Below are 24,071 nucleotides of genomic sequence, written 5' to 3' on the forward strand. Positions count from 1 at the left end.
CCGGGGAGCTCGAGCGGGCCGGACGGTGGGCCGGTGCGCTGATCGCCCGCCTCATGGCCCGGGGGCGGTCACAGTTTCAGGTCGCGGGTGGGCAGGTGGAGCGTGATCGGCAGATGGGCCGCGGTGACGATCAGGCAGGTGATCCAGAGCATCGTGGAGATCGGCAGCGACTCCGCCAGCAGGCCGGCGATCACGCTGCCGACCGGCATCATGCTCCACATCAGGAACCGCATGCTGGCGTTCATGCGGCCCCGCAGGTGGTCGGGCGTGACCGCCTGCCGGTAGCTGGCCTGACCGACGTTGAAGACGACCGCCGCGATGAGCCAGGTCAAGGTGCCCAGCGGGTAGAGCACCAGCTGCCAGCCCGGCCCAGAGAAGGGGATGATCAGCGGGAAGACCATCGCCAGCAACGCCCCGCCGTACATCGCCCTGCCCAGGCCGAACCGCTCCACGACCTTGGGCGCGATCAGGGCGCCGACCACGCCGCCGACGCCGTACGTGGAGACGATCAGGCCGTAGACTGCGGCGCTGACCCCGATCTCCTCGATCAGGAAGAGCGGCTGCACGACGGCCCAGAAGCCGTTGGCGAGCATGTTGAGGCCGCCGACCATGGCCACGCGGCGCAGGATCGGGTGGCCGAGCACGTAGCGGATGCCCTCCAGCAGCTCGGCCCTGAGGCTGCGCCGCTCCTGGACGGGCTTGACCTCCTCGGTGGCCTTCAGGCCCCTGAGCAGGAACGCCGACGCGAGGTAGCTCATCGCGTCGGCCGCCAGGGCGATGGGCGCGGTGAGGAGCTGCACCATCGCGCCGCCCACGCCCGGCCCCGCCACGCCCGCGACGCTGCGCAGGCTCTCCAGCATGCCGATGGCCTTGGCCAGCGCCCCCTTGTCGATGATCGACGGCAGGAAGCTCATGTGGGCGACGTCGAAGAAGACTGCGCACACGCCCACCACCAGTGCCACGCCGTACAGGTGGGGCAGGGTCAGATGGCCCAGCGCCGCCGCGAGCGGGACGCTGCCCAGTGCGGCCGCGCGCACGAGGTCGGTGACGATGAGGATAGGCCGCCGCCGCATGCGGTCCACCCAGACACCCGCGGGCAGGCCCACCAGCAGGAACGGGATCATCTCCACCGCGGTGAGCAGGCCGAGCTGGAACGGCGTCGCGTCGAGGGTGATCAGCGCGACCAGGGGAAGGGCGACCAGCGTCACCTGGGTGCCGAACTGGCTCAGCACGTCGGCGCCGAGATAGCGGCGATACGCCGGATTTCTCCACAAGCTGTCCTGGGCGGCCATGAAGATCGATCCTGCGTGGCTGTGGCCGCGGGGTCAACCCGATTACTCTGGGACCCGTGCAGGGAACGGTGCGAACCTTCGATCCGGCCACCCGCAGCGGGACGGTCTTCCTCGACGACGGCGCGGTGCTCGAATTCGGCGCCCGCGCCTTTGACGCCGGGCCGCTGCGGCTGCTGCGTTCAGGACAGCGGGTCAATCTCGTGCTGACCGGCGACGAGATCAGCTATGTGACGCTGTCGACTTTTCCGGTCCCGGAATAGAAAACGGCCCCCGCATGCGCGAGGGCCGTTTCCTGGGTGAATCGTTACTTCTTCTTGGAAGCCTTCTTGCCGCCGGCGTTCACCAGCTCCTTGAAGTCGGAGCCGGGACGGAACTTCGGCCCCCAGCTCTCGGCGACCTTGATCTCGGCGCCGGTGGAAGGGTTCCTCGCCGTGCGAGCCGGCTTGTGAACCATCTCGAACGCGCCGAAGCCGGTGATCGAGACCTTGTCACCGCTCGCGACGGCCCCCTGAATCGCCTCGAGAATCGCGTTGACGGCCTCGGTGGCCGTCTTCTTGTCGCCCACCTTCGGCGCGATGGCGTCGACGAGTTCCCGCTTGTTCATCTATCCCCCTGAATTGGCGCGGGGTTCCAGCACAGACGTCCACGTAGAAACCCCTTACGCGCTCGAAATTAAGGCCGATTGCTGGGGAACTCAATCACCAAGCGCGTTTTCTTGACTGCGTGGCGTGTCGGGAAGATCCGCCAGGAAGGCGTCGAGCCGGGTTCCCGCCCGGTCGGGATCGCGTTTGGCGAGGTCGCAGATCGCCAGGAAACGCCGCTGCTGAGCGGGCGTGAGCAGGCGGACGCGGCGGTGCGCATCGCGCAACCGCCGCGCCAGATCGTCTTCTTCTAGATGCTCGTCTAGACGGTCGTCGGCAGCCATGACTGCCGACCATTCTCGTACGTGGCGATGTCGTCGGCGTGACGCAGGGTCAGCCCGATGTCGTCGAGACCCTCCAACAGGCGCCAGCGGGTGTAGTCGTCGATCTCGAACGAGTGCGCCTCGCCCGCGACCCTGACCTCGCGCTTGTCCAGGTCGACGGTGATCTCCGTGGACGGGTCGGCCTCGACCAGATCGTGCAGGTGATCGACGGCCTTCTCGTCGAGGATGACCGGCAGGAGGCCCATCTTCGTGGAGTTGTTACGGAAGATGTCGCCGAACCTGGCGGCGATCACGGCGCGGAAGCCGTACTGCTGGATCGCCCAGACGGCGTGCTCGCGGCTGGAGCCGGTGCCGAAGTCGGGGCCGGCCAGCAGGATCGTGGCGCCGGCATAGGTGTCCTGGTTGAGGACGAAGGCCGGGTCCTCGCGCCAGGCGGAGAACAGGCCCTTCTCGAAGCCGGTACGGCTGACCTGCTTGAGCCAGACGGCGGGGATGATCTGGTCGGTGTCGACGTTGCTGCGGCGCAGGGGGACCGCTGTGCCGGTGTGGGTGGTGAATGCGTCCATGTCGTGGTCTCTTCTCCTGGGCGGGGTGTGGTCAGGGGCGATCGGCTGTCACTCGTCGGCTTCCGCTCGGCGGCCTTCGCTCGTCGGCTTCCGCTCGTCGGCCTTCGCTCGGCGGCCTTCGCTCGTCGGCTTCCGCTCGTCGGCTCTCGCCATCGGCTTCGGCTCGTCGGCTTCGGCTCGTCGGCTTCGGCTCGTCGGCTTCCGCGCGGCCGTGCGTACGCGGCTTCGCTTTGCCGTGCCGTGCCATGCGGACCTCGTCAGAGGTCAGCCGGTGCGGTCAGCTTTCCGGTGACGGCGCTCGCTGCCGCGACCTGCGGCGACACCAGGTGCGTGCGGCCGCCCTTGCCCTGCCGGCCCTCGAAGTTGCGGTTGGAGGTGGAGGCGCTGCGCTCCCCCGGCTTCAGCGTGTCGGGGTTCATGCCCAGACACATCGAGCACCCGGCCTGGCGCCACTCGGCACCCGCCTCGGTGAAGACCTTGTCGAGGCCCTCCTTCTCGGCCTCCAGCTTGACCAGCATCGAGCCCGGGACGATCAGCGTGCGAGCCTTGACCTGCCGGCCCTTGAGGATGTCGGCGACCGCCCGCAGGTCCTCGATGCGGCCGTTGGTGCACGAACCCACGAAGACCGTGTCGACCTCGATGTCGCTCAGCGGCGTGCCCGCGGTCAGCCCCATGTACTGCAGGGCCCGCTCGTCCTCGCTGTTGCGCGGCGACGGGATCGGGGTGTTCAGCGGAGCGCCCTGGCCGGGGTTGGTCCCCCACGTCACGAACGGGCTGAGCTCGGCCGCGTCGATCTCCACGACCCGGTCGAACTCGGCGTCGTCATCGGTGCGCAGCGTCTTCCAGTGCTCGACCGCCTTGTCCCAGTCGTCGCCCTGGGGCGCGTGGGCGCGGCCCTTCAGGTAGGCGAAGGTGGTCTCGTCGGGGGCGATCATGCCTGCCCTGGCGCCGGCCTCGATGGACATGTTGCAGATGGTCATCCGGCCCTCCATGGAGAGCTTGCGGATGGCCTCGCCGCGGTACTCCACGATGTAGCCCTGGCCGCCGCCCGTGCCGATCTTGGCGATGATCGCCAGAATCAGGTCCTTGGCCGTGACGCCCGCGGGCAGGTCGCCCTTGACCTCGATGGCCATCGTCTTCGGGCGGTAAGCGGGCAGCGTCTGGGTGGCCAGCACGTGCTCGACCTCGGAGGTGCCGATGCCGAACGCGATGCCGCCGAACGCGCCGTGGGTGGAGGTGTGGGAGTCGCCGCAGACGATCGTCATGCCGGGCTGGGTCAGGCCGAACTGCGGCCCGATGATGTGCACCACGCCCTGGCCGGCGTCACCCATGGGATGCAGCCGGACGCCGAACTCGGCGGCGTTCTTGCGCAGCGTCTCGACCTGCGTCTTGGAGACCGGGTCCTCGATCGGGCCGAGCACCGTGGGAACGTTGTGGTCCTCGGTGGCGATGGTGAGATCGGGGCGCCGCACCTTCCGACCGGCCATGCGCAGGCCGTCGAAGGCCTGCGGGCTGGTGACCTCGTGAATGAGGTGCAGGTCGATGAAGAGCAGGTCGGGTTCGCCTTCGGCACGTCGCACGACGTGTTGCTCCCAGACCTTCTCCGCCAGTGTGCGGCCCATAATCTCCTCCTTCGATCGCGACCCGCCGGGGAATTCCGGTCAGCGCCCTTGCCTTCCGCCCTTTGCAGGTCGCAGGGACCCTCCGACTTGCTTTCTCGTATGCTGAGACGGCAGTATCGGTACATGGACAACTCTAGCGGAGTCGGAGTACTCGACAAGGCCGTTTTGGTGCTGAACGCCCTCGAAGCGGGCCCAGCCTCGCTCGCGCAACTGGTCCAGGCGACCGGTTTGGCCAGGCCTACAGCGCATCGGCTGGCGGTAGCCCTGGAATTTCACCGTTTCGTATCGCGAGACACCCAGGGCCGCTTCGTGCTCGGGCCCCGCCTTTCCGAGTTGTCCACCGCCGCCGGCGAGGACCGGCTGCTGGCCGTGGCCTCCCCCGTGCTGACCCAGTTGCGCGACTTGACCGGAGAGAGCGCCCAGCTCTACCGCCGCCAGGGCGACGAGCGGGTCTGCGTGGCCGCCGCCGAACGAGCCAGCGGACTCCGTGACACCGTGCCCGTCGGCTCCGCGCTTCCCATGAGCGCCGGATCGGCGGCCCAGATCCTGCTCGCCTGGGAGGAGCCCGACCGGCTCCACCGGGGGTTGCGGGGGGCCAAGTTCACCGCCGCCACGCTCGCATCTGTACGGCGCCGTGGATGGGCGCACAGCGTGGGCGAGCGGGAGAACGGCGTGGCCAGCGTGTCGGCACCCATCCGGGGGGCTGGGGGGAAGGTGATCGCGGCGGTGTCTGTTTCCGGGCCGATAGAGCGGCTGACCAGGACGCCGGGACGGCTGCACGCGGTGCCGGTGATGTCGGCGGCGGAGCGGATCACGGAGGCCATGCGACGGTCGTCTTGAGAGAGGTCGTCCTGGTCGCTTGAGAGAGGCCGTCTTGAGGGATATCGCCTCGAAAGACCGGGGTCCCCTCGAGAGACAGGGTTCTGTCGACACGCAGTGACGCGGCACCGCCGAAGACGCCGGTCCGCTCGCTTCACACCGTGGCCATGCCACGTTCCCCGCCGCCCCCACCCCGCCGCGACCCACCGTTTCGCCACCCTCGCCACGTCCCAGCCCACTCACTGCATTCCCGCACTGCATCCCGCCCCCTCCGCGGTCCTCGCGCGGGCGCCTGCAAGTGCCCCACCACACGCCGGACGGCCATCCCCGCCCCTTGCCGACCACTCCCTCGCCGACACGACGCCGCATCCCGGGCACCCCACCTCCCGAGCCGACACCCCACCCTGCGCCGCCCCTACCTCCCCTAAAGGCAATCGTCCACCCCATCCAGCCCCTCCCTCCGGCCCCGCCAACCAGCCCCGAGGCCGTCCGGACGCGGCATTTGCTGACGATTTCCCGAAGCGAGCGCCCTCTCAGGCGCACTAGCCTGGTCGGGTGACAGATCGCATCGAGGTAGCCGCCACTGAGCTGCGACCCCTGCTCGAGGAGTTCATCGTCTGGGCCCGCACCAACGAGCCCGACATCGCGCCTGAACTCGTCGGCCCCGCCGTGCTGTGGCACCGCTTGGCTTTCTCCGACGACGCCGGCATCTGGAAGGCCGACACCCTGCGTGAGCTGCTGCTCGAGCGCATGCCCACGGTCGTCGACGACCCCGATGCCGCCGCCGACGGCCTGATCCAGGCTTTGGAGGCCTACCTGACCTTCCTGTCCCAGACCGGCAGGATGCACCAGCGCGCCGACTCTTTCGACCGGCTGCGCTCGGAGCTGCTCGCCCTCGAAGACGATTTCGTCGACGCGATGGAAGACCTGATCGACTCCGACTCCCCCTCCGGTGCCGAGGGTGACGACGACGAGGAGATCGCCGACCTCGGCGACTTCGAGCTGTTCGCCGACGAGCTCGCCGAGCTCGACACCATCCGCTTGCGTCCCGACGCCGAGCTGGCCGACGCCGCGCGTGCCGTACCTCTGCTCGCCAAGGCGCGTGACCTGGCGCTGTGGGTCGGGCCGTCGCGGCAGGTCGGCGAGGAGAGCCTGCTGACCGACGCCGAGGTCGAGGAGGCCCTGTCGGTCGTCGGCCTGCCCCGGCCGTCGGCCGCCGGCCCGCTCGCCCAGGCGGTGCCGCAGTTGTGGAACATCTGGAACCTCGCCGTCGACCTGGAGTTCCTCGAGCCGGGCGACGACGACACGGTCAGCGTGCGCGCCGACACGGCCGACTGGCCCTTCGACGACGACGAGGACGTGCTCGACGCCTGGGCGCTCGGCCTGCAGTCGGTCGACTACGCCGACCCGGAGCTGCCCGACGAGGACCTGACGCTCGTCCTCACGGGGCTGACTCGCGGGGTGCTCGTGCGGCTGCTGCTCGCCGGCGGCTCCCTGGAGCTCGCGAACCTGCGCGCCGACCTCGAGGCCGCCGCCACCGACCTCGACGAGCTCGGCCCCGACGCGTGGGCCGCCGCCACCTCGGTGTACGGCGACCCGCTCGCGCCCGTCATCGACTGGCTCGTGGGGTACGGCATGGCGGTCGTGTCGGGCACCTCCCTGGTGCTCACCCCCCTCGGTGTCGACGGTGTGGTGCACCTGATCGACGACGCCGACATCGAGGTCGACGCCCGACCGGCCATCGACTCGATGAACGCCCTCGACCTGCTGGCGCTGAGCGCCGATCTGCCGGAGGAGGAGGCCGACGCCGAGCTCGCGGCCTGGATGGAGCTCCGCGATCCGGCCAAGGCCGCCTCGGAGCTGCTCGACGCCGCCACCGCCGACCCGGCGGACGCCCTCATCCGCGTGCAGGCCGCCTCCGTCGTGGGGGCCCTCGGCGAGGCGGCCACTCCGGCCTGGAAGGCTGCGCTCTCCGAGCCCTCGCTCCGGCCGTACGCCGCCACCCACCTCACCCAGCTCGGCGTCGCCGACGCTCCCGAGCCGACGCAGGACGACACTCACTGGCTCATCTTGGACATGTGGACCATCTCCGCAGGTCTCGGCCGCTCGGAGTTCGTGAGCAGCTTGAGGGACATTGGGCCTGATCTGCTGAACAACCTGTTGGAGGTGGTTTGGAAGATTCCTCACGCGCATGTGGAGGAGCTTCTGGACCTCATCTCGCAGGTGCACCCGGACAAGCAGGTCGCCAAGGCCGCCAAGCGGGCCTTGTTCAAGACCCGCTCCGCGACCGGGCACTAGGGTCCCGGGCACCGGGAGCGCGGGCACTCGTCGCGTTACTGGGCGCGGTGCATACGCCGGACGTTCGCATATGCATCGGGCGATCGGCGTCATGCACAGGGGTGGGACGTCATGCGCCAGGTGATCGGCACTGCGAGGCGCTTGCTGGGCGGGCCGCCGCTCCCCCGGAGTCCGGCCCTGGCCAGGCGACCGCTCGCCAGGCGACCGCTCGCCAGGCGACCGCTCGCCAGGCGACCGCTCGTCAGACGGCTGCTCGTCAGACGGCTGCTCGTCAGACGGCTGCTCGTCAGGCGTCCGCTCGTCAGGCGTCCGCTCGTGCAGCGCCAGCTCGTCAAGCAGCGGCTCGTCAAGCGTCGCGGTGCCGTAAGAGCCAGCGGCCCAGCGCCATGGCGGCGAGCGCCCAGGCGGCGAACACCCCCAGCCCTCCCCAGGGGCTGATGGGAAACGCCGCCAGGTCGGTCGTCGCCTGGATCGTCAGCCCGGCGTTGGTCGGCGCCAGCCTGAAGATCCACTCCCGCATGTCCGGGTTGCTGATCAGGACCAGGAAGCTGGGCACGTAGAGCACCGCCAGCACGCTTCCCGTGGCGGCCGCCGAGTCGCGGACCGCTGCCGCGACTCCGACACTGAGCAGGGCGATGAGCCCCAGGTACAGCACCGTGCCGACGGCGGCGCGCAGGCTGGGGCCGTGGGTGAGGGACGGCAGCGCATATCCGTGGACGAAGGTGTATCCGCTGTCGGGCAGGATGAGCCGCGCCGCGAGGATGGAGCCGAGGACTCCGACCGTCCCCGCGGCCAGGGTCGTGCCCGTGACGAGCATCGCCTTGGCCGCGAGCACCCTGCCGCGGGCGGGCATCGCCGTCAGGGTGGTCTGGATGAGCCCGGTGCTGTATTCGCCGCTGACCACGGCGACGGCCAGGAGGGCGACCAGGGCCTGGCTCAGCTGCACGCCGCTGAGGCTGATCCGGGCGGGGTCGTAGGAGCACTGGCCGTAGGGGCAGGTCATGACGGCGCTCGCCGCGGCACCCACGGCCACGGTGAGCAGCACCACCCCCACCAGCAGCCAGGCCGGACCGGCCACCGTGCGCATCTTGGTCCACTCGGCGTGCAGTTCGCGCCTCATCGTGGCTCCCCTCGGGTCAGGCGTCATCGCTCAAACGTCTCGCGATCGGAGCCGGTGGATCGCCACGCCCAGGGCGAGCGCCGCGTAGACGCAGAGCACCCCGAATCCGCCCCAGGGGGGCAGCGGATAGTAGCCCTCCAGGGGCGACTCGGACGTGAGCACGTGGGGATAGCTGGGCATGCTCTGCTGGACGGCGAAGGCGGCCGCCGGGGTCAGGCGGAGCAGCCACTGCGCCGGGCCTGTCGGCAGGAGTGAAGTAGTCGCCAGGATGTACGGCAGGACGATCAGGGCGAGCGTGGTGACGATCGCCGCCGCGCTGCGCCGGAAGATCGCCCCGAGGCCGAGGGCGAGCACCGCCGTCACGGCCAGCAGCGCCGCGGTGCCGCCCAGGATGCGGGCCTGGGTGGGGAACGAGATCGGCAGGATGAAGTTGCCGTTGTCGCGCAGCATCGGCAGGGACACGGCGATCGTGGCGACGGTGGCGAGCAGGGCTCCGGCGAGGGTGACGGAGCCGATCACGACGGCCTTGGCGGCGATCGCCCGGTGGCGCCGCGGGCTGGCGAGCATCGTGGTGGCGATCATGCCGCGGCGGTACTCCGCGGTGATGTACATGACGGCCACCACCGTGACCGCGATCATTCCGGCGAGTGTGCCGGTGAGGATGCTGGAGTAGCGCACGCCGTCGGTGGTGAGCGGCGCGATGTCGCCGTTGCCGGTGATGGTGAAGGTGTCGCCGGACTGGGTGGCCTCGCCAGGGCGGTGGGGCGTCAGGCCGTCGGGGCCGAGGGTGACGCCGACGTCCGTCTTCGTCCACTGGCCCGTCGTGGAGGGTGTGACGTTGTCGAAGGCGGCAGTGGCGTTCGCGAGGCGGGAGGTGGAGATGCTCCCGCCGAGGGAGTTGCCGGTGAGCGTCATGTCGTCGGGCGACGCGACGAAGAGGCCGATCTCCGCCGTGTCGGGCAGGTCGTCCATGCGCACTGTGCTCACCGTGCTCCAGGTGCGGCCGTCGGCCGACTCGCTGCCGGTGATCGTGTCACCGCTGCGGCTCAGTTTCAGCCACCGGCCGCCGGGCGCCGAGGCGCTTCCCGCGGTGTCTTCGGTGAAGTCGTGCTGCATGCGGACGCCGTGCTTGGCCGTGACCATCACCGCGGCGTAGGGCGAGCCCTGCTCGACGCCTTTCTTGATCATGAGGCCGGCCTTGGCCCAGGGCGTGTTGCCGGGGACAATCTCGTTGTGGTTGGGCGGCGGATAGGTGATGCTGCCGGACAGCGACGCGACGCGGGCGATGATCGTGCCGTCGCCGGTGAGCGGCTGGTGCACGAAGAAGAACTTGTCGTTCACCGCCTCCCCGCCGGGCCCGGTCGGAGGAACCGGGCATGGCACCTCTTTCGTGCCCTGCATGCACGAGCTGTAGGAGTTGGCCGCGAAGAGCAGGCCGAAGGCGGGGATCACCAGCAGCGCCACGGCCAGGCCGATGGTCCAGCCGCGGACGGTGCGGAACTTGGTCCACTCGGCGCGCAGCAGGTGGGCGAAGCCGTCGCGTCGGGCGCGCGCCTGGGGGCGAGGGCGGGTGGCGGTCGTCATCTCCCCTCACCTCCGTGGAACTCGACGGAGGCGCGCGTCAGGTCCATGTAGGCCTCTTCGAGGGTGGCGCGGTGGGCGCTCACCTCGGCGAACGGCACCGCGTCGCGGGTCAGCAGGCCGACGACCCGCTCGGCTTCCATGCCTTCGATCACGAGGGTGTCGGGCCCGGTGACGGCGACGGTCGCCCCGGCGGGTGACAGGGTCTCCATGGCCGACTCGCGCGACGACGTGCGCAGCGTGACGCGCCCGTTGGAGGCGGCCGCGATCAGGCGCGCCACGGCGGTGTCGGCGACCACCTGCCCGCGCCCCACGACCACGAGATGCTCGGCGGTGTCCTGCAGCTCGCTCATGAGATGGCTCGACACCAGGACCGCCCGCCCCTCGCGCGCCAGCGAACGCAGGAATCCGCGGACCCACAGGATGCCCTCGGGGTCGAGCCCGTTGAACGGCTCGTCGAGCATCAGCACGGCCGGATCGCCCAGCAGCGCCGCGGCGATGCCGAGCCGCTGCCGCATGCCCAGCGAATAGCCGCCCGCCCTGCGCCGGATGGCGCCGCCCAGACCCACCAGCTCGGCGACCTCGTCGACGCGCCTGGCCGAAAGTCCCTGGGAATGGGCCAGCCACAGCAGGTGGTTGCGTGCCGTACGGCTCGGCTGGAGGGCGCCCGCGTCGAGCAGCGCTCCGACCTGGCTCAGCGGGTTTCTGAGCTTTTGGTACGGCATGCCGCCGACCAGTGCGGTGCCCTCATCGGGGGCGTCGAGCCCGAGGATCACCCGCATCGTGGTGGACTTGCCGGCTCCGTTGGGGCCGACGAACCCGGTCACCTGGCCCGGCCGCACGGTGAAGGACATCCCGTCGAGGGCGAGGACCTGCCCGAACCGCTTGCGCAGCCCGGAGACTTCGATGGTCGCATCCATGCCAGGCAGATTAGGGAGTTTGGCCGTACCGGGGCGTCCCGCGTGGGAGCCATCTTCGGCATCCCTGGCATAAGGGAGGCAGGATCCCTCACGTGAGGGATGCCCCGGCAGGGCCCTGGCCTGCACAATGACCTGTGTGAATCGGTGGGTCGAGTGGGCGCGGCGCATCGCAGCCGCCCCGCGCGCGCCCGTCATAGCTGGGGTGCTGCTGGTGCTGCTCGCCGTGGCCGAGGCGCTGCTGCAGGCGCGCGACACGCGGCTGCCGAGCCTGGTGGGCGGGATCAGCGAAACCGTGCCCGTCGGCACGATCGCGCCCGCCGTCTCGCCGCACCCGCCCGACAACTCGCTGTACTTCCTCGTCTTCCCGCTGCTCGCCCTGGCGGCCACGCTGCCGCTCCTGCTGCTCAGAGCCCTGCCGGGGGCGGTGGTCGTCACGGCGACAGTGGTGGTGTCGCTCACGGCGTTCCACACCTTGACCCTTGCCGCGGCGGCAGCTCTGCTGATCTCGGAATACCGGCTCGGGCGCCGGGGCTCCCCGTTGGCGGCCGTGGTGCTGGCCGCGCCCTTCCCCGTGCTCGCCCTGGTGATGGCGGCTTCCGCGCCCTCGGGTGAGGCGTCGCTGGCCGTGCTGGTCCTGGCGTCGATGGCGCCGACCGCCGCGCTGGCGGGCATCGCGCAGCGTGCCCACGCCCAGACGCTGGCCTCGGCCGCCACCCGGCAGGTCGTGGAAGACTCGCTGCTCGCGCACACGGCGCGCGGGGAACGGGCGAGGATCGCCCGGGAGCTGCACGACGTCGTGGCGCACCACATCTCGATGGTGGCCGTGCAGGCGGAGACCGCGCGCCTGGCCACCCCGGGCATGCCCGAGGCCGGGGCCGAGCGGCTGCTGGGCATCGGGAACACCGCCCGGGCGGCGCTGACGGAGATGCGGCGGGTGCTGGGCGTGCTGCGCGAGGACGCCGAGGCCGAGACGGCCGAGCGTCGGCCGCAGCCGGGGTTGCGGTTGCATGAGCTGAACGCGCTGCTCGACGAGGCGCGGGAGGCTTCGGGGACGGTGGTGCGGCTCGTCCTCAGCGGGACGCCGGAGGTGTTCGATCCGGGGGTGGAGCTGGCGGCTTACCGCATCGTGCAGGAGGCGCTGACGAATGCTCGGCGGCATGCGCCTGGAGCTGCGGTCGATGTGGAGCTGACGTATTCGGCGGAGGCGCTGCGGGTGCGGGTGAGGGATAACGGGCCGGGAACGGAGCGGGGGGTTCAGGGGCCTGCTGGGGGTGGGCAGACCGGTGGGTGGCTGCTCACGGGCGCGCCTCAAAAGGGTGGAGAGGCCGGTGAGCGGCTGCGCACGGACGGGTCGCCGGGCGATGGAAGGTTCCATGACGGGCGCCGCGAAGAAGGGGTCGATGGCGAGTTGGTTGGTGACGAGCGTGCGCGCGGCGGGAAGGCGAGTGGCGGGCAAGCGAGTGGCGGGCGAGTGAGTGGACTCGCGGGGCGGGCGGGATCGCGCGGCGGTGGGCGGGAGGAGAGGAGTGGGCTGGGGCGCCTCTTCGGGTGGCGCCGAGCGGCGATGGTCGTGGACACCCCTGTGCTTCCGGTCGCCGGGCATGGCCTGTCCGGGATGAATGAACGGGTCGCGGCCGTGGGCGGGCGGTTTCGTGCCGGGCCGGCGCCCGGTGGAGGGTTCATGGTCGAAGCGATCCTCCCCAGGGCCGCCGAATGACGACAGGGAGCGGCCGCATGAGCGTGCGGATCATCGTCGCCGACGATCACCTGGTGGTGCGCACCGGCTTCGCCGAGCTCCTCGGCACGCAGCCTGACTTCACCGTCGTGGGCACCGCCGCCGACGGCGCCGAGGCCGTACGGCTCAGCAAGGAGCTGGAGCCCGACGTCGTCCTGATGGACATCCGCATGCCCGGCATGGATGGCATCGAGGCCACTCGCCGCCTCATGTCCGGCCCGGCGGGGCCGTACGTGCTGATCCTGACCACGTTCGACCTCGACGAGTACGTCTACGACGCGCTCAAGGCGGGTGCGAGCGGGTTCCTGCTGAAGGATGTCACCGCGGAGCGGCTGTTCGACGCGGTGCGGGTGATCGCGGCGGGTGAGGCGCTGCTGGCTCCCGGGGTCACCAAGCGGTTGATCCGCGAGTTCGCCCAGCTCAAACCCAAGGCGAATCCGGTGGTGCTCGACGGGCTGACCCCGCGTGAGACGCAGGTGCTGCGCCTGGTGGCCGAGGGGCTGTCGAATCCGGAGATCGCCGACCGGCTGGTCGTGACGGAGGAGACGGTCAAGACGCACGTGAGCCGGGTGCTGAACAAGCTCGGGCTGCGTGACAGGACCCAGGCGGTGGTGATGGCCTACGAGAGCGGGCTGGTGGTGCCGGGGCAGAAGGAGTGAAGAAATGAGAAAGCCCCTCGTGGAGAGGGGCTGAGAAGTAGTCCCGACCGGATTCGAACCGGCGCTACCGCCTTGAGAGGGCGGCGTCCTAGGCCACTAGACGACGGGACCGCTCGCGATTGTGACAGTGGTAGTCCCGACCGGATTCGAACCGGCGCTACCGCCTTGAGAGGGCGGCGTCCTGGGCCACTAGACGACGGGACCCTGTCACAAGCGACGTGCCGGGTTTCCCCGGCAGCGCTGGTAACTCTACCGCACCCCGTGGAGCACAACCAAACTGAGTGCCAAGCCCCTCAAACATCCCCGGAAATGCAGAAAAGCGGATGATCTACAGATCATCCGCTCCAGAGCTGGGGTACCAGGACTCGAACCTAGAATAACTGAACCAGAATCAGTCGTGTTGCCAATTACACCATACCCCATCGCGGCGAACCCCTTGGGGCTCACTGGCGACGTCCCAAACAATAGCCCAGTTCCGGCGTCATCGCCAAAACGATTGCCGAACCGCTGTCCCCAGTGCCATTGCACAACCCTCGACATGCCAAGCTAGAAGGGACAAAATCACCCCGTGAGGAGCCCGAGCGTTGACCGACAACCCGTTCTTCGCACCCAGTGCCCTGCCGTACCAGCTGCCTGACTTCGCCAACATCCGCGAGGAGCACTTCCGGCCCGCGTTCGAGCGTGGCATGGCCGAGCACCTGGCCGAGGTCGACGCGATCGCGAACAACCCCGAGCCGCCCACTTTCGACAACACCATCGTGGCCCTGGAGCAGGCCGGACGGATCCTCTCGCGGGTCGCCACGGTCTTCTACAGCCTTGCCTCCTCCGACGCCAGCGACGGGATCCGCGAGCTCGAGAAGGAGTTCGCGCCGAAGTTCGCCCAGCACAGCGACGAGATCCGGCTCAACCGCGCTCTGTGGGCGCGCATCAAGCAGGTCGCCACGGCCGACGCCGAGGAGGCGTGGCTGCTGGAGCGTTACCGGACCGACTTCATCAAGGCCGGCGCCGACCTGACCGAGGAGGAGCAGGCGCGGCTCAAGGAGCTCAACTCCCAGCTGGCCGAGCTGTCCACGGAATTCGGACAGAACGTGCTCAAGGCGACGACCGAGTCGGCCCTCGTCACGAGCGACGCGAGCGACCTCGACGGCCTCGACCAGGCCGAGATCGACGCGATCAAGCAGGAGGACGGCACCTATGTCCTGCCGCTCCTCAACTTCACCAACCAGCCGAAGCTCGCACAGCTCACCAACCGGGAGACCCGGGAGAAGCTGTACACCCTGAGCGTCGAGCGGGCGCCGCAGAACTTCGACCTCGCGCCGAAGATCGCCCAGATCCGCATCGAGCGGGCGAACCTCCTCGGTTACCCCAACCACGCCGCGCTGATCGTCGCCGACCAGACGGCCAAGACCGTCGACGCGGTCGAGGAGATGCTGGCCCAGCTGGTCGGCCCCGCCGTACGGAATGCCAAGAAGGAGGCCGCGGCGCTGGCCGAGCAGGCCGGGCACGAGATCCAGCCGTGGGACTGGTCGTTCTACGCGGAGAAGGTGCGCCAGGCCACCTACGACTTCGACGCCTCGGCGATGAAGCCGTACTTCGAGCTCAACCGGGTCTTCGACGACGGTGTGTTCTACGCCGCGACCAAGCTGTTCGGCATCACCTTCTCCGAGCGTCCCGAGCTGAAGGGGTATCACCCCGACTGCCGGATCTGGGAGGTTTCCAACGAGGACGGCTCGCCCATCGGCCTGTTCCTGCTGGACCCGTACGCCCGGCCCACCAAGCGCGGCGGCGCGTGGATGAACAACCTGGTCGACCAGTCGTTCCTGCGCGACGAGCGGCCCGTGGTGATGAACAACCTGAACCTCACCAAGCCGGTCAGCGGCCCGACGCTGCTGACCTTCGACGAGGTCAACACCGCCTTCCACGAGTTCGGCCACGCCCTGCACGGCCTGTTCTCGCAGGTGCGCTTCCCGCGCGTCGAGGGCACCAACGTGCCGCGCGACTTCGTGGAGTACCCCTCGCAGGTCAACGAGATGTGGGCGACCTGGCCGGAGATCCTCACGAACTACGCCAAGCACCACGAGACCGGCGAGCCGATGCCCGCCGAGCTCGTCGAGAAGATGAAGGCCGCCGAGCAGTTCAACCAGGGTTTCGCGACGCTGGAGTACCTCAAGGCGACGCTGCTCGACTGGACCTGGCACAAGCTCGGCACCGGCCAGACCGTCGCCGACGGCCGCGCCTTCGAGGACGAGGCCCTGCGCGAGGCCGGCGTCGACTTCCCGCTGGTGCGCACGCGTTACCGGACGAACTACTTCCTGCACATCTTCTCCGACATCACCGGCTACAGCGCGGGCTACTACTCCTACATCTGGAGCGAGGTGCTCGACGCCGAGAGCGTGGAGTGGTTCAAGGAGAACGGCGGGCTCAAGCGGGAGAACGGCGACCACTTCCGCAAGACGCTGCTGTCGGTCGGCGGCAGCATGGACGCGCTGCAGGCCTTCCGCAACTTCCGCGGCCGCGACCCGCAGATCGCGCCGCTGCTCAAGCGCCGCGGGCTCGACTAGTCACACCATGATGTCCGGGTGTCCGTGTCTGCCGTCGCCGGTGGCACGGACACCGGCCCCGCCGGACCTTGACGCACGATTCGACCCGGCACGATAGTCGATCCCCATGAGACGGGGGATCTTGATGCTGGCAGCGTTATGGCTCGTCGGCTGCGCGGCCCAAGGACCGAGCCCTGATCGGGGCTCCGTCACGACGACTCAGGAACCGGACCACGGCATGAGCGCCGTGGCGTACGAGCCGCTGGCCCCGCCGGACGGCCCCTGGCCGCGAGCCGCGACGGTGGTCGTGCGCCTGTGCGGCACCAGCAAGCTGAGCACCTGCGACAGCCGCGGCAAGATCACCTCTGCGGAGGCTGCGGAGGCCGGAAGGCGATGAGCGCCCTTCCCGGCGTGCGGAAGGTGGAAGGCAGGCGGACGGCCTTCTGGTACGGCAAGGCGGATGTGGCCGTGGCGCGCTCTGCGCCCGCCGCGAGATGCTGCACAACTGCCCCGGCGAGATCACCGAGGCGGGCCGACATCAAGGGACGGGTCGCCGACGAGAACGAGTCCTTCATGGTCAAGATGGATTCGGACGACCCCTACCAGGAGATCTACGAAGCTCTCGACGGCCTGCGCGCGATCGCCTTGATCACCGGCATCGAGATGTGAACCCTTTTCCCACGCGGCGGTAAGTAACGATGTCCGCTGACACACCGAGAAGGGCTCATATGCATGACCATCACCCGCGAAGTCGACCAAGCCGACGACGCGACCCTCATCCAGGAGTCACTCCGTGACCCCGAGCTCTTCGCCGCCCTGTTCGACCGGCATGCGCCGCTTCTGCACCGCTTTGCCGTACGCCGGTTAGGGCCCGACGCGGCCGAGGACGTGGTCGCCGACACCTTCCTGGCGGCGTTCAAGCACCGCGAGCGGTATGACCGCTCGCGCCCGGATGCGCGGCCCTGGTTGTACGGCATCGCGTCGAATGTGATCGGCAAGCGAAAACGCACCGAGCTCAACCTCTATCAGGCCTACGTGCGCAGCGGTGTGCACCCCGGCGTGCCTCCGGTGGAGGACGGGGTCAACACGCTGGCCGTCAACCGGCCCCTGGCCGCGGCGCTGCTGAAGCTCAAGCGCGCCGACCGGGACGTGCTCCTGCTCATCGCCTGGGCGGAGCTCACCTACGAGGAGGTGGCGCGGGCGCTCGACATTCCGGTGGGAACCGTACGGTCCCGGCTCAACCGCGCCCGCACCAAGATCCGCGAGACGTTGGGAGACGTGTGATGGACGACCTGAAGACGATGTGGGCCGAGGTGCCCGCGGCCGGCCGCCAGGACCTGGCCCCGGCCAGGGCCAGGCTGCTGGACGGCATGCACGGCGCGAAGCGCGGCAGGGCGGGCGTGAGGTTCGCGGTCGCCGGAGGGCTGGCCGCCGCCCTGGCGGTGGGGTTCGTGGCCGTGCAGGTCGTCGCGGACCCGGCGCCGGCCAACGCGCAGGAGCTGCTGGCCCGCGCGGCGCAGCAGGCCGCGGCGGAGCCCGACCTGAACCCGCGCGCCGGCCAGGTCGTGCACACGGTGGCGCGTGACCGGTCAGGGATCTTCTCCGGTCCCGACGCCACGGGCAAACCGGTGAAAATGCAGGACGAGGTGCGCGAGGACTGGTCGCCCGCCGACAGCTCGGGCCCGTTCATGATGCGCCAGGGCGACCAGATCACCCTGATGAAGCTCTGCTCCGAGAGCTTCGACAGGAAGCGCGGCACCACCTACACCGATCTCACGAGCTGGCCCACCGACGTGGCGTCGCTTCGCGAGAGGGTACGGCAGGCGGCGGCCGCGCACCCCGCCGAGCCGCACCTCCGCATGTCGTACACGCTGCAGGACCTGATCGACAAGGCGGCCGTACGGCCCAGCCTGCGCGCGTCGCTGTTCACCCTGATCTCCGAGATGGACGGAGTGACCGTGAAGCCCTCGATCACCGACGCCCTGGGGCGCGCCGGTGTGGGCGTGCGCACAGCGGAGGGCACCACCCTGATCTTCGAGCCCGAAACCTACCGCTACCTGGGCTTCGCCGAGGAGAACAGGAACGGCCACGTGATCGCCTCGCACGCCCTGGAGAAGGTCGAGCTGCTCGACCGCCTCCCGAAGGAGAAGGCGACCTTCACCGAGCCGAGCTGTATTCCGGCCTGAACGCGTCAGCGTGCTCGGCCGCCCACTGCGCGAACGTCAGGGGCGTACGGCCGAGCAGGTCGGCGACGGTCGAGCTCGGCTGGTAGGCGTCAGGGTCGACGTCGCCGAAGACCCTGATCTGGAAGTCGATCATCTCCTCGGGCACGCCCTCCGCGGCGTACTTGGCGCGCATCTGCTCGATCGACAACTCCACGAACTCGATCTCCCGCCCGATCGCCTCGCCGAGGATCCGCACCTTGGTGGGGATGTCGAGCCGTTCGCCGCCGGTCAAGCCGTACGTCTTGCCGGTGTGGCCATCCGAGGTCAGCACATGGGCGATCACCGCGCCGATGTCGGCCTCGTGCACCATGACCGTCTTGGTCGCGGCGAACGGCTCCTCGATGCGGTTGCTCAGCCGTACGGACTGCGCCCAGGCCAGCGCGTTCGACATGAACTCGGTGGGCTGGATGTACGTCCAGTCGAGGGTGCTCGCGCGCAGGGCCGGCTCGAGGGTGCCCTCGCCCCAGCTGCTGAGCAACGTCACCTTGCGGCCTTCGAGCAGCTTGACGAGCTCGGAGCCGTTGCGGAGCGGGGTGTAGTCGGAGTCGGCCGTGTCGATGAGGTGGACTCCGGCCACACCCTCCAAAGCTGGGACGATCGTGTCGAGGCGGGTCAGATCGCCCTCCACCACCTCGACCTCGTCGGCGAAACGGGCCCGCGAGGCCGAGCGGGTCAGGGCCCGCACGCGGACTCCGCGCTCCAGGAGAGACGTGACGACATGGCGGCCGACTGCGCCGGTGGCACCGGTGACGAGGTAGGTCATGGAGCTCACGGTAGGAGCTATTGCGGCAAGGACAGTTCCTCAATGGTCGCCCTCAGCCATTCTTTCTCGGCGGTGCCTGTGGCTCGCGCGACCAGGAGCATGCCGCGGCGGAAGGGATCCTGCTCCTCCTCAGCCCGGACGGGCTTGCCGGAGTCGTAGAAGAAGCTCGCCGGAGTCTCGAGGAAATCGAGGCGGCGGCGCAGCACCTCGACCTGGTCGGCACGGTCGGGCAGCACCGACAGGAAGGTGAGCAGGGTGAAGAACCTGGTCTGGTCGGTGATCTCGACGTCCTTCGGGGAGCGGAGCCTGGCCATGAGCTCCTCGCGACCGGGCAGGGTGAGGGTGAGCATGTGGCGGGGGGCGGCGACGAGGCCGCGCTCCTCCTGGCAGAGAACCAGGCCCTTCTCGCGGAGGCGGGCGATGGCGGGGTAGAGGGCGCCGTCGCTGATCGGGCGTCTGTGGCCGGACAGGGCCAGGAGGCGGTTCTTCAGCTCGTAGCCGTGCATCTGGCGCTCGAAGAGAAAGCCGAGGATCGCGAGGCTCAACTCATTGGACACGAGGTACATCTTATCGCTATACCTCTTTTCGAGATAACTCGAATCGAGGTACATCGATGCTGCTCCTCCGGCGCGCCGCCCCCATCTACGTCGAACTGCTCACCGCCGTCGTAGCCGTCAGCGTGATCGACATGCTCTGGGTCTCCGGTCTGGGCCCGTCGGCGATCGCCGCGGTTACGGTGGCGACCACCGTTGAGTACCTTCTCTACGGCCTCTTCCTCGCCGTGCCCACCGGCCTCACGGTGCTGATCGGCCGCCACGACGCTCGCAACGGCGGGCGCGGTGACGACCGTGATGGCGGGCGCGGTGACGCTCGCAACGGCGGGCGCGGGGAAGGGCGCGACGGCGGGCGTGGGGAAGGGCGCGACGGTGCGCCCGCCGGCGAGCTCGGCAGGAGCGGCAGCGGGCACGACAAGCACGGCGGTGCGCCTAGCGGTCCGCGCAGCGGCGGGCACGGCGGCGGGCGGCGCCCCATTCGACCCCTCGTCCGCACCGGTGGGCTGGTCACCGTCGCCATCGGCACCGCGATCGCCGCCGTAGCCCTGCCCCTGCGCCACCACCTCTCCGCCCTACTCGCCGCCGACCCCGCCACCGCCGCGCTGACCGCCGACTTCCTGCTCGTCAGCCTCGCCGGCCTGCCCATCTACTTCGCCCAGACCTGCGTGGACGCCATCGCCAAGGGCCGCGGCAACACCAAGCTCCCCATGCGCAACGCCCTGATCTGCAACGCGCTGGTGATCGCCCTCGACCCGCTGTTCATCTACGCCCTGGACCTGGGTGTCCAGGGCGCGGCGCTCGCCACGGTCCTCGCCCGCGCGATCACGTTGCTCGTCTCCCTCACCGCCAGGCTCACTCCGCATGACGGCACAGGCTGGGCGTCGCCGTGGCCGATCCTGCGCACCGGACTGCCGATGTCGGGAGATTTCCTGAGCCGTTCAGTGGTCGGCCTCGTCATGGTCGATCTGGTCGCCACCTTCGGGCTCCCCGCACAGGCCGGGTACGGCATCGGCCTGAAGATCATGCTCGCCGGGGTGATGGCGTTCTACGCCATCCGCCAGGCCACGATGATCTCCACCGCCCGATCGGAGCCCCTCCCCTCCCCCGCGAAGACCGGCCTGGCGACCGGAGCCGTCGTGGCCCTGGGGCTCAACCTGGTCGCCGCCCCCGTCGTCACCTGGTTCACCGACGACCCCGCGGTGGCCGGGCAGGCGGTCGCCTTCCTGCGGTGGATGCCGCTCTACCTGCTGCCGTTCGCCACCCTGCTCGCCGTCGGCGGCGTGCTCCAGGCTTCAGGTCGCGGCGCCCGCCTCCTCGCCGCCACCCTCGCGGGCTTCGCCGTACAGCTGCCTGCGGCCTTTGTGCTCAGCGGGTGGATCGGGCCGACCGGGCTCTGGCTCGCCATGGCCGTCGGCGCGGTCGTCTCCCTGGTCGGGAGCACCGACAGAGCACCCGCCCACCGCTAGTCGCCGAAGCGCGACAACTTCCCGTGGGCCCTGGCGTAGCGCAGGGCCCATGCGAAGACCCCCAGCGCCGCCGCCAGGTACACGACGTCCAGCGCCGCCGCCACCGCCAGGTCCGCCCACGGTACGGCTCCGCCGCCGAGGACGGTGCGCATGCCCTCGAAGACGTACGTCCCGGGAATGGCGTGTGCGACGGCCTGCAGCGGCGCGGGCAGCACGCTGACCGGGTAGAAGATGCCCGTCAGCGGCTGGGCGACGAACACCAGCGACCAGGCGATGACCTGGGCGTTCTCCCCGAATCTGAGCACGGCGGCGATGCCGACGAGGCCGAGGCTCCATCCCATGACGAGCAGCAGCGCCATGAAGGGCACGAGTCCGGCGCCGACGGCCGTGATGCCGAAGCCGTACAGCAGGACGCTCAGCACCGCCATCAGGGCGACGGCGACCACGACCTTGCCGAGGGCGAAGAGCATCAGGCCGAGCAGGTATTCGCCGCTGGACAGCGGGCTGACCTGGACGTTGAGCAGGTTCCTGCTCCAGATGTCCTCCAGGAAGGCGATGGAGATCTCGTTGCTCGCCTTCTGCAGCACCTGCCAGAGCAGGACTGCGCCGAGCAGGAAGCCGACCACGAACGGCACCCGCTGCGACTGGAGGAAGAGGGTGACGAACCCCCACAACACCAGTTCCACGGTCGGCCAGAAGACGATCTCGAACATCCGGATCGGGCTGCGGCGCAGGGCGGCGAAGTCGCGGCGGACGACGCCGCGCACCCGTTGCGCGCGGGCCGGGAGCGTCAGGGCGGTCATCGGCGTGCCACCTTCAGGAAGACCTCTTCGAGGTCGTCGGCGCCGAAGCTGGTGGTCAGCTCGGCGGCGCTGCCGCTGGCGATGATGCGGCCCTCCGCCATGAAGTGGATGCGGTCGCACATGCGCTCGACCTCGGGCATGTTGTGCGAGGTGATGAGCATGGCGCGGCCGTTGTCGCGCGCGAGCCGTACCAGCAGGGAGCGGATGCGGTCGCCCGCGTCGGGGTCCAGGTTGGCGGTGGGCTCGTCGAGAATGAGCAGGTCGGGCTCGTTGATGAGCGCCTTGCCGAGCTGGACGCGGGTGCGCTGGCCGGAGGAGAGCTCCATGTATCTGCGTTTGCGCAGCCGTCCGAGCTCCAGCAGGTCGATCATGTCGCGCACCCGGCTCTGCGGGACGGCGTAGAGGTCGGCGTAGGCCTCCAGGATCTCCTGGACGTACAGCACGCCGGGCAGGTCGACGTAGCTGGCGGCGAAGTTGATGCGGCTCAGCACCTCGATGCGGTGGCGCTGCAGGTCCATGCCGAACAGCTCGACGGAGCCGTGGTCGGGGGTGATGAGGCCGAGCAGCATGTGGAGGGTGGTGGACTTGCCGGCGCCGTTGGGGCCGAGCAGGCCGATCACCTCGCCGGGACCGATGGTCAGGTCGAGGCCGTCGACGGCGGTGACGGGTCCGAAACGTTTGGTGAGGGCACGTGCTTCGAGGAGATGCACCACGCCAGGATGCGGAAGCGGGGGCAGGCCGGGCAAAGGGTTTTCGCGGCGGCTCCGTGCACTGCGAGGAAGCCCTCTCTCATGCGGGCGACCGTAGGAGAGAGGGCTGTGTTCGCGCTTTACGCGCCGAGCCTGGCCAGCGCCGCGCGCACCCGCTCGACCGACTTCTCGCGCCCGAGCACCTCGATCGACTCGAAGAGCGGCAGCCCGACGGTGCGCCCGGTGATGGCCACCCGCACCGGCGCCTGCGCCTTGCTGAGCCCCATGCCGAGCTCCTCGCCCACCTTCAGCAGGGCGTCCTTGAGCGACTCCGGGTCCCAGTTGACGACCTCGAGCGACGACAGGTAGCCGGTGAGGATCTCGACGGGGTTCTTCTTCATCGCCTTGTCCCACGACGCCTCGTCGAAGACGGGCTCGTCGAGGAAGAGGAAGTCGACGTTCTGCCGGATCTCGCTCAGCACCGCGATGCGGGTCTGGGCCAGCGGCGCGACCTTGCTGAAGAGCTCGGCGTCCCAGGAGGGGTCGAGGTAGGGCAGGCAGCGCTCCTCGAAGGTCTCCAGCGGGAGTGCCCTGATGTACTCGCCGTTGAAGGCGCGCAGCTTCTTCTCGTCGAAGAAGGCGCTGGCGGAGTTGACGTTCTCGAGGGAGAACAGCGGCACCATCTCCGCCCACGGCATGATCTCGCGGTCTCCGCCGGGGCCCCAGCCGAGCAGCATGAGGTAGTTGACCATCGCCTCGGCCAGGTAGCCCTCGTCGCGGTAGGACTCGAGGGCGACCTTGTCGCGGCGCTTGGACAGCTTCTTGCGCTGCTCGTTGACGATGACGGGCAGGTGCGCCCAGACCGGGACTCCCGCGCCGAGTGCGGGCCAGAGCATGACCTGCTTGGCGGCGTTGCCCAGGTGTTCCTCGCCGCGCACGACGTGGGTGATGTTCTGGGTGATGTCGTCGACCGCGTTGGCGAGCACGTAGAGCGGCGAGCCGTCGGTGCGGGCGATGACGAAGTCTTCCTGGGCGTCGTTGGGGAACTCCACCCGGCCCCTGATGAGGTCGTCGACCACGGTGACGCCCTCGTCGGGGGTGCGGAAGCGTACGGCGCCCGCGGTGAGCCCGCGCTCGCGGCAGTGGCCGTCGTAGCCCTTGTGCTCGGAGCCGGTGCGGGCGACCAGGTCTTCGCGGGTGCAGTCGCAGAAGTAGGCGCGCCCGCCGGCCAGCAGCTTGGCCACGGCCTCGCGGTGCTGCGGCTCGAAGGTGGACTGGAAGTAGGGTCCCTCGAAGACCGGGTTGGTGCCGTTGATCCCGATCCAGGCCAGCGCCGAGATGATGCCCTCGGTCCATTCGGGCTGGTTGCGGGAGGCGTCGGTGTCTTCGATGCGCAGCACGAAGACACCACCGGACTGCTCGGCCAGCGCCCAGTTGAACAGCGCCGTGCGGGCGCCGCCGACGTGGAACATGCCGGTCGGGGAGGGTGCGAAT

General features: G+C 69.6%; 24 protein-coding genes and 3 tRNA genes. 11 read left to right on the plus strand and 16 right to left on the minus strand.

Translation table 11 applies throughout. The features are described 5' to 3' along the window. Nucleotides 1-68: 68 nt before the first annotated feature. Nucleotides 69-1,292, minus strand: coding sequence for an MFS transporter (locus tag ACIBH1_RS16500; RefSeq protein ID WP_397314582.1), 1,224 nt, complete (start codon nt 1,290-1,292; stop codon nt 69-71). Between the two features lie 56 nt (nt 1,293-1,348). On the opposite strand from ACIBH1_RS16500, the gene ACIBH1_RS16505 reads away from it, so the two are divergent. After that, nucleotides 1,349-1,552, plus strand: a complete 204-nt coding sequence (locus ACIBH1_RS16505) for a hypothetical protein (RefSeq protein ID WP_397314583.1) — start codon at nt 1,349-1,351, stop codon at nt 1,550-1,552. A gap of 44 nt (nt 1,553-1,596) precedes the next feature. Here ACIBH1_RS16505 and ACIBH1_RS16510 read toward each other — a convergent pair whose 3' ends face one another. From ACIBH1_RS16510 to leuC, 4 genes are all read right to left on the minus strand, one after another. Then, nucleotides 1,597-1,896, minus strand: coding sequence for an HU family DNA-binding protein (locus ACIBH1_RS16510; RefSeq protein WP_397314584.1), 300 nt, complete (start codon nt 1,894-1,896; stop codon nt 1,597-1,599). A gap of 90 nt (nt 1,897-1,986) precedes the next feature. Continuing rightward, nucleotides 1,987-2,217 (minus strand): hypothetical protein, encoded by a 231-nt coding sequence (locus tag ACIBH1_RS16515; protein ID WP_397314585.1) that lies wholly within the window; start codon nt 2,215-2,217, stop codon nt 1,987-1,989. After that, on the minus strand, nt 2,196-2,783 hold the full coding sequence (gene leuD / locus ACIBH1_RS16520) for a 3-isopropylmalate dehydratase small subunit (protein WP_397314586.1): 588 nt from the start codon (nt 2,781-2,783) through the stop codon (nt 2,196-2,198). The genes ACIBH1_RS16515 and leuD overlap by 22 nt, the downstream gene beginning before the upstream one ends. Nucleotides 2,784-3,040: 257 nt before the next feature. Beyond that, nucleotides 3,041-4,405 carry a 3-isopropylmalate dehydratase large subunit gene (leuC, locus tag ACIBH1_RS16525; protein ID WP_397314587.1) on the minus strand — a complete coding sequence of 455 codons (1,365 nt, stop codon included), beginning with the start codon at nt 4,403-4,405 and terminating at the stop codon, nt 3,041-3,043. A gap of 123 nt (nt 4,406-4,528) precedes the next feature. Here leuC and ACIBH1_RS16530 point away from each other — a divergent pair, with 123 nt between their 5' ends. Both ACIBH1_RS16530 and ACIBH1_RS16535 read left to right on the plus strand, forming a co-directional pair. Further along, nucleotides 4,529-5,245: an IclR family transcriptional regulator gene (locus ACIBH1_RS16530; protein WP_181612747.1), complete on the plus strand. Its 717-nt coding sequence runs from the start codon at nt 4,529-4,531 to the stop codon at nt 5,243-5,245. A gap of 534 nt (nt 5,246-5,779) precedes the next feature. Beyond that, nucleotides 5,780-7,522 carry a hypothetical protein gene (locus tag ACIBH1_RS16535; RefSeq protein ID WP_397314588.1) on the plus strand — a complete coding sequence of 581 codons (1,743 nt, stop codon included), beginning with the start codon at nt 5,780-5,782 and terminating at the stop codon, nt 7,520-7,522. Between the two features lie 346 nt (nt 7,523-7,868). Here ACIBH1_RS16535 and ACIBH1_RS16540 read toward each other — a convergent pair whose 3' ends face one another. From ACIBH1_RS16540 to ACIBH1_RS16550, 3 genes are read right to left on the minus strand one after another with little or no spacing between them, the layout of a single operon-like run. Continuing rightward, a complete protein-coding gene (locus ACIBH1_RS16540) occupies nt 7,869-8,642 on the minus strand; it encodes an ABC transporter permease (protein WP_397314589.1) in 774 nt (257 codons plus the stop codon). A gap of 30 nt (nt 8,643-8,672) precedes the next feature. Next, complete coding sequence (locus ACIBH1_RS16545) at nt 8,673-10,226, minus strand: ABC transporter permease subunit (RefSeq protein ID WP_397314590.1); 1,554 nt, start codon at nt 10,224-10,226, stop codon at nt 8,673-8,675. Next, entirely contained in the window at nt 10,223-11,143 is a 921-nt protein-coding gene (locus ACIBH1_RS16550) for an ATP-binding cassette domain-containing protein (protein WP_397314591.1), read from the minus strand. Before ACIBH1_RS16550 ends, ACIBH1_RS16545 begins: the two co-directional genes overlap by 4 nt. A gap of 136 nt (nt 11,144-11,279) precedes the next feature. On the opposite strand from ACIBH1_RS16550, the gene ACIBH1_RS16555 reads away from it, so the two are divergent. After that, a complete protein-coding gene (locus tag ACIBH1_RS16555) occupies nt 11,280-12,860 on the plus strand; it encodes a sensor histidine kinase (protein ID WP_397314592.1) in 1,581 nt (526 codons plus the stop codon). Nucleotides 12,861-12,877: 17 nt separating this feature from the next. Further along, nucleotides 12,878-13,537, plus strand: a complete 660-nt coding sequence (locus tag ACIBH1_RS16560) for a response regulator (protein ID WP_397314593.1) — start codon at nt 12,878-12,880, stop codon at nt 13,535-13,537. A 38-nt stretch (nt 13,538-13,575) separates the two neighbouring features. Here ACIBH1_RS16560 and ACIBH1_RS16565 read toward each other — a convergent pair. From ACIBH1_RS16565 to ACIBH1_RS16575, 3 genes are all read right to left on the minus strand, one after another. Further along, nucleotides 13,576-13,648, minus strand: a tRNA-Glu gene (locus tag ACIBH1_RS16565). 17 nt (nt 13,649-13,665) lie between these two features. Then, nucleotides 13,666-13,741: transfer RNA gene (locus tag ACIBH1_RS16570), tRNA-Glu, on the minus strand. Nucleotides 13,742-13,887: 146 nt separating this feature from the next. After that, nucleotides 13,888-13,959: transfer RNA gene (locus ACIBH1_RS16575), tRNA-Gln, on the minus strand. 162 nt (nt 13,960-14,121) lie between these two features. Here ACIBH1_RS16575 and ACIBH1_RS16580 point away from each other — a divergent pair. The 5 genes from ACIBH1_RS16580 to ACIBH1_RS16600 all read left to right on the plus strand — a co-directional run bounded on the left by ACIBH1_RS16580 (nt 14,122) and on the right by ACIBH1_RS16600 (nt 18,263). Further along, nucleotides 14,122-16,098: a M3 family metallopeptidase gene (locus ACIBH1_RS16580; protein ID WP_397314594.1), complete on the plus strand. Its 1,977-nt coding sequence runs from the start codon at nt 14,122-14,124 to the stop codon at nt 16,096-16,098. Between the two features lie 217 nt (nt 16,099-16,315). After that, nucleotides 16,316-16,474, plus strand: a complete 159-nt coding sequence (locus ACIBH1_RS16585) for a hypothetical protein (protein WP_397314595.1) — start codon at nt 16,316-16,318, stop codon at nt 16,472-16,474. Continuing rightward, nucleotides 16,471-16,746 carry a hypothetical protein gene (locus tag ACIBH1_RS16590; RefSeq protein ID WP_397314596.1) on the plus strand — a complete coding sequence of 92 codons (276 nt, stop codon included), beginning with the start codon at nt 16,471-16,473 and terminating at the stop codon, nt 16,744-16,746. Before ACIBH1_RS16585 ends, ACIBH1_RS16590 begins: the two co-directional genes overlap by 4 nt. Nucleotides 16,747-16,809: 63 nt before the next feature. After that, nucleotides 16,810-17,361 (plus strand): RNA polymerase sigma factor, encoded by a 552-nt coding sequence (locus ACIBH1_RS16595; protein WP_397314597.1) that lies wholly within the window; start codon nt 16,810-16,812, stop codon nt 17,359-17,361. Continuing rightward, nucleotides 17,361-18,263: a CU044_5270 family protein gene (locus ACIBH1_RS16600; protein ID WP_397314598.1), complete on the plus strand. Its 903-nt coding sequence runs from the start codon at nt 17,361-17,363 to the stop codon at nt 18,261-18,263. The genes ACIBH1_RS16595 and ACIBH1_RS16600 overlap by 1 nt, the downstream gene beginning before the upstream one ends. Here ACIBH1_RS16600 and ACIBH1_RS16605 read toward each other — a convergent pair. Together ACIBH1_RS16605 and ACIBH1_RS16610 are read right to left on the minus strand one after the other, a co-directional pair. Beyond that, complete coding sequence (locus ACIBH1_RS16605; protein WP_397314599.1) at nt 18,235-19,065, minus strand: SDR family oxidoreductase; 831 nt, start codon at nt 19,063-19,065, stop codon at nt 18,235-18,237. The two genes, ACIBH1_RS16600 and ACIBH1_RS16605, sit on opposite strands and share 29 nt — an antisense overlap. A gap of 17 nt (nt 19,066-19,082) precedes the next feature. After that, nucleotides 19,083-19,631 (minus strand): PadR family transcriptional regulator, encoded by a 549-nt coding sequence (locus tag ACIBH1_RS16610; protein ID WP_397314600.1) that lies wholly within the window; start codon nt 19,629-19,631, stop codon nt 19,083-19,085. A 47-nt stretch (nt 19,632-19,678) separates the two neighbouring features. On the opposite strand from ACIBH1_RS16610, the gene ACIBH1_RS16615 reads away from it, so the two are divergent. Next, on the plus strand, nt 19,679-21,085 hold the full coding sequence (locus tag ACIBH1_RS16615) for an MATE family efflux transporter (RefSeq protein WP_397314601.1): 1,407 nt from the start codon (nt 19,679-19,681) through the stop codon (nt 21,083-21,085). On the opposite strand, the gene ACIBH1_RS16620 is transcribed toward ACIBH1_RS16615, so the two are convergent. The 3 genes from ACIBH1_RS16620 to gltX form a co-directional block, all read right to left on the minus strand. Beyond that, nucleotides 21,082-21,888, minus strand: coding sequence for an ABC transporter permease (locus ACIBH1_RS16620; RefSeq protein WP_397314602.1), 807 nt, complete (start codon nt 21,886-21,888; stop codon nt 21,082-21,084). The two genes, ACIBH1_RS16615 and ACIBH1_RS16620, sit on opposite strands and share 4 nt — an antisense overlap. After that, nucleotides 21,885-22,598 (minus strand): ABC transporter ATP-binding protein, encoded by a 714-nt coding sequence (locus tag ACIBH1_RS16625; RefSeq protein ID WP_397314603.1) that lies wholly within the window; start codon nt 22,596-22,598, stop codon nt 21,885-21,887. The genes ACIBH1_RS16620 and ACIBH1_RS16625 overlap by 4 nt, the downstream gene beginning before the upstream one ends. Before the next feature lie 119 nt (nt 22,599-22,717). Then, a complete protein-coding gene (gene gltX / locus ACIBH1_RS16630) occupies nt 22,718-24,049 on the minus strand; it encodes a glutamate--tRNA ligase (RefSeq protein ID WP_397314682.1) in 1,332 nt (443 codons plus the stop codon). Nucleotides 24,050-24,071 lie beyond the last annotated feature (22 nt).

This window comes from Nonomuraea sp. NPDC050663 (assembly GCF_044456985.1).
Lineage (GTDB): Bacteria > Actinomycetota > Actinomycetes > Streptosporangiales > Streptosporangiaceae > Nonomuraea.

Coding starts and splice junctions, on each gene's coding strand:
- ACIBH1_RS16610 (WP_397314600.1), bottom strand. CDS start 19,631: ATGTACCTCGTGTCCAATGAGTTGAGCCTCGCGATCCTCGGCTTTCTC.
- leuD (WP_397314586.1), bottom strand. CDS start 2,783: ATGGACGCATTCACCACCCACACCGGCACAGCGGTCCCCCTGCGCCGC.
- ACIBH1_RS16540 (WP_397314589.1), bottom strand. CDS start 8,642: ATGAGGCGCGAACTGCACGCCGAGTGGACCAAGATGCGCACGGTGGCC.
- ACIBH1_RS16600 (WP_397314598.1), top strand. CDS start 17,361: ATGGACGACCTGAAGACGATGTGGGCCGAGGTGCCCGCGGCCGGCCGC.
- ACIBH1_RS16515 (WP_397314585.1), bottom strand. CDS start 2,217: ATGGCTGCCGACGACCGTCTAGACGAGCATCTAGAAGAAGACGATCTG.
- ACIBH1_RS16615 (WP_397314601.1), top strand. CDS start 19,679: ATGCTGCTCCTCCGGCGCGCCGCCCCCATCTACGTCGAACTGCTCACC.
- ACIBH1_RS16550 (WP_397314591.1), bottom strand. CDS start 11,143: ATGGATGCGACCATCGAAGTCTCCGGGCTGCGCAAGCGGTTCGGGCAG.
- ACIBH1_RS16595 (WP_397314597.1), top strand. CDS start 16,810: ATGACCATCACCCGCGAAGTCGACCAAGCCGACGACGCGACCCTCATC.
- ACIBH1_RS16500 (WP_397314582.1), bottom strand. CDS start 1,292: ATGGCCGCCCAGGACAGCTTGTGGAGAAATCCGGCGTATCGCCGCTAT.
- ACIBH1_RS16510 (WP_397314584.1), bottom strand. CDS start 1,896: ATGAACAAGCGGGAACTCGTCGACGCCATCGCGCCGAAGGTGGGCGAC.
- ACIBH1_RS16530 (WP_181612747.1), top strand. CDS start 4,529: ATGGACAACTCTAGCGGAGTCGGAGTACTCGACAAGGCCGTTTTGGTG.
- ACIBH1_RS16605 (WP_397314599.1), bottom strand. CDS start 19,065: ATGACCTACCTCGTCACCGGTGCCACCGGCGCAGTCGGCCGCCATGTC.
- leuC (WP_397314587.1), bottom strand. CDS start 4,405: ATGGGCCGCACACTGGCGGAGAAGGTCTGGGAGCAACACGTCGTGCGA.
- ACIBH1_RS16545 (WP_397314590.1), bottom strand. CDS start 10,226: ATGACGACCGCCACCCGCCCTCGCCCCCAGGCGCGCGCCCGACGCGAC.
- ACIBH1_RS16560 (WP_397314593.1), top strand. CDS start 12,878: ATGAGCGTGCGGATCATCGTCGCCGACGATCACCTGGTGGTGCGCACC.
- ACIBH1_RS16590 (WP_397314596.1), top strand. CDS start 16,471: ATGAGCGCCCTTCCCGGCGTGCGGAAGGTGGAAGGCAGGCGGACGGCC.
- ACIBH1_RS16585 (WP_397314595.1), top strand. CDS start 16,316: ATGAGCGCCGTGGCGTACGAGCCGCTGGCCCCGCCGGACGGCCCCTGG.
- ACIBH1_RS16620 (WP_397314602.1), bottom strand. CDS start 21,888: ATGACCGCCCTGACGCTCCCGGCCCGCGCGCAACGGGTGCGCGGCGTC.
- gltX (WP_397314682.1), bottom strand. CDS start 24,049: ATGTTCCACGTCGGCGGCGCCCGCACGGCGCTGTTCAACTGGGCGCTG.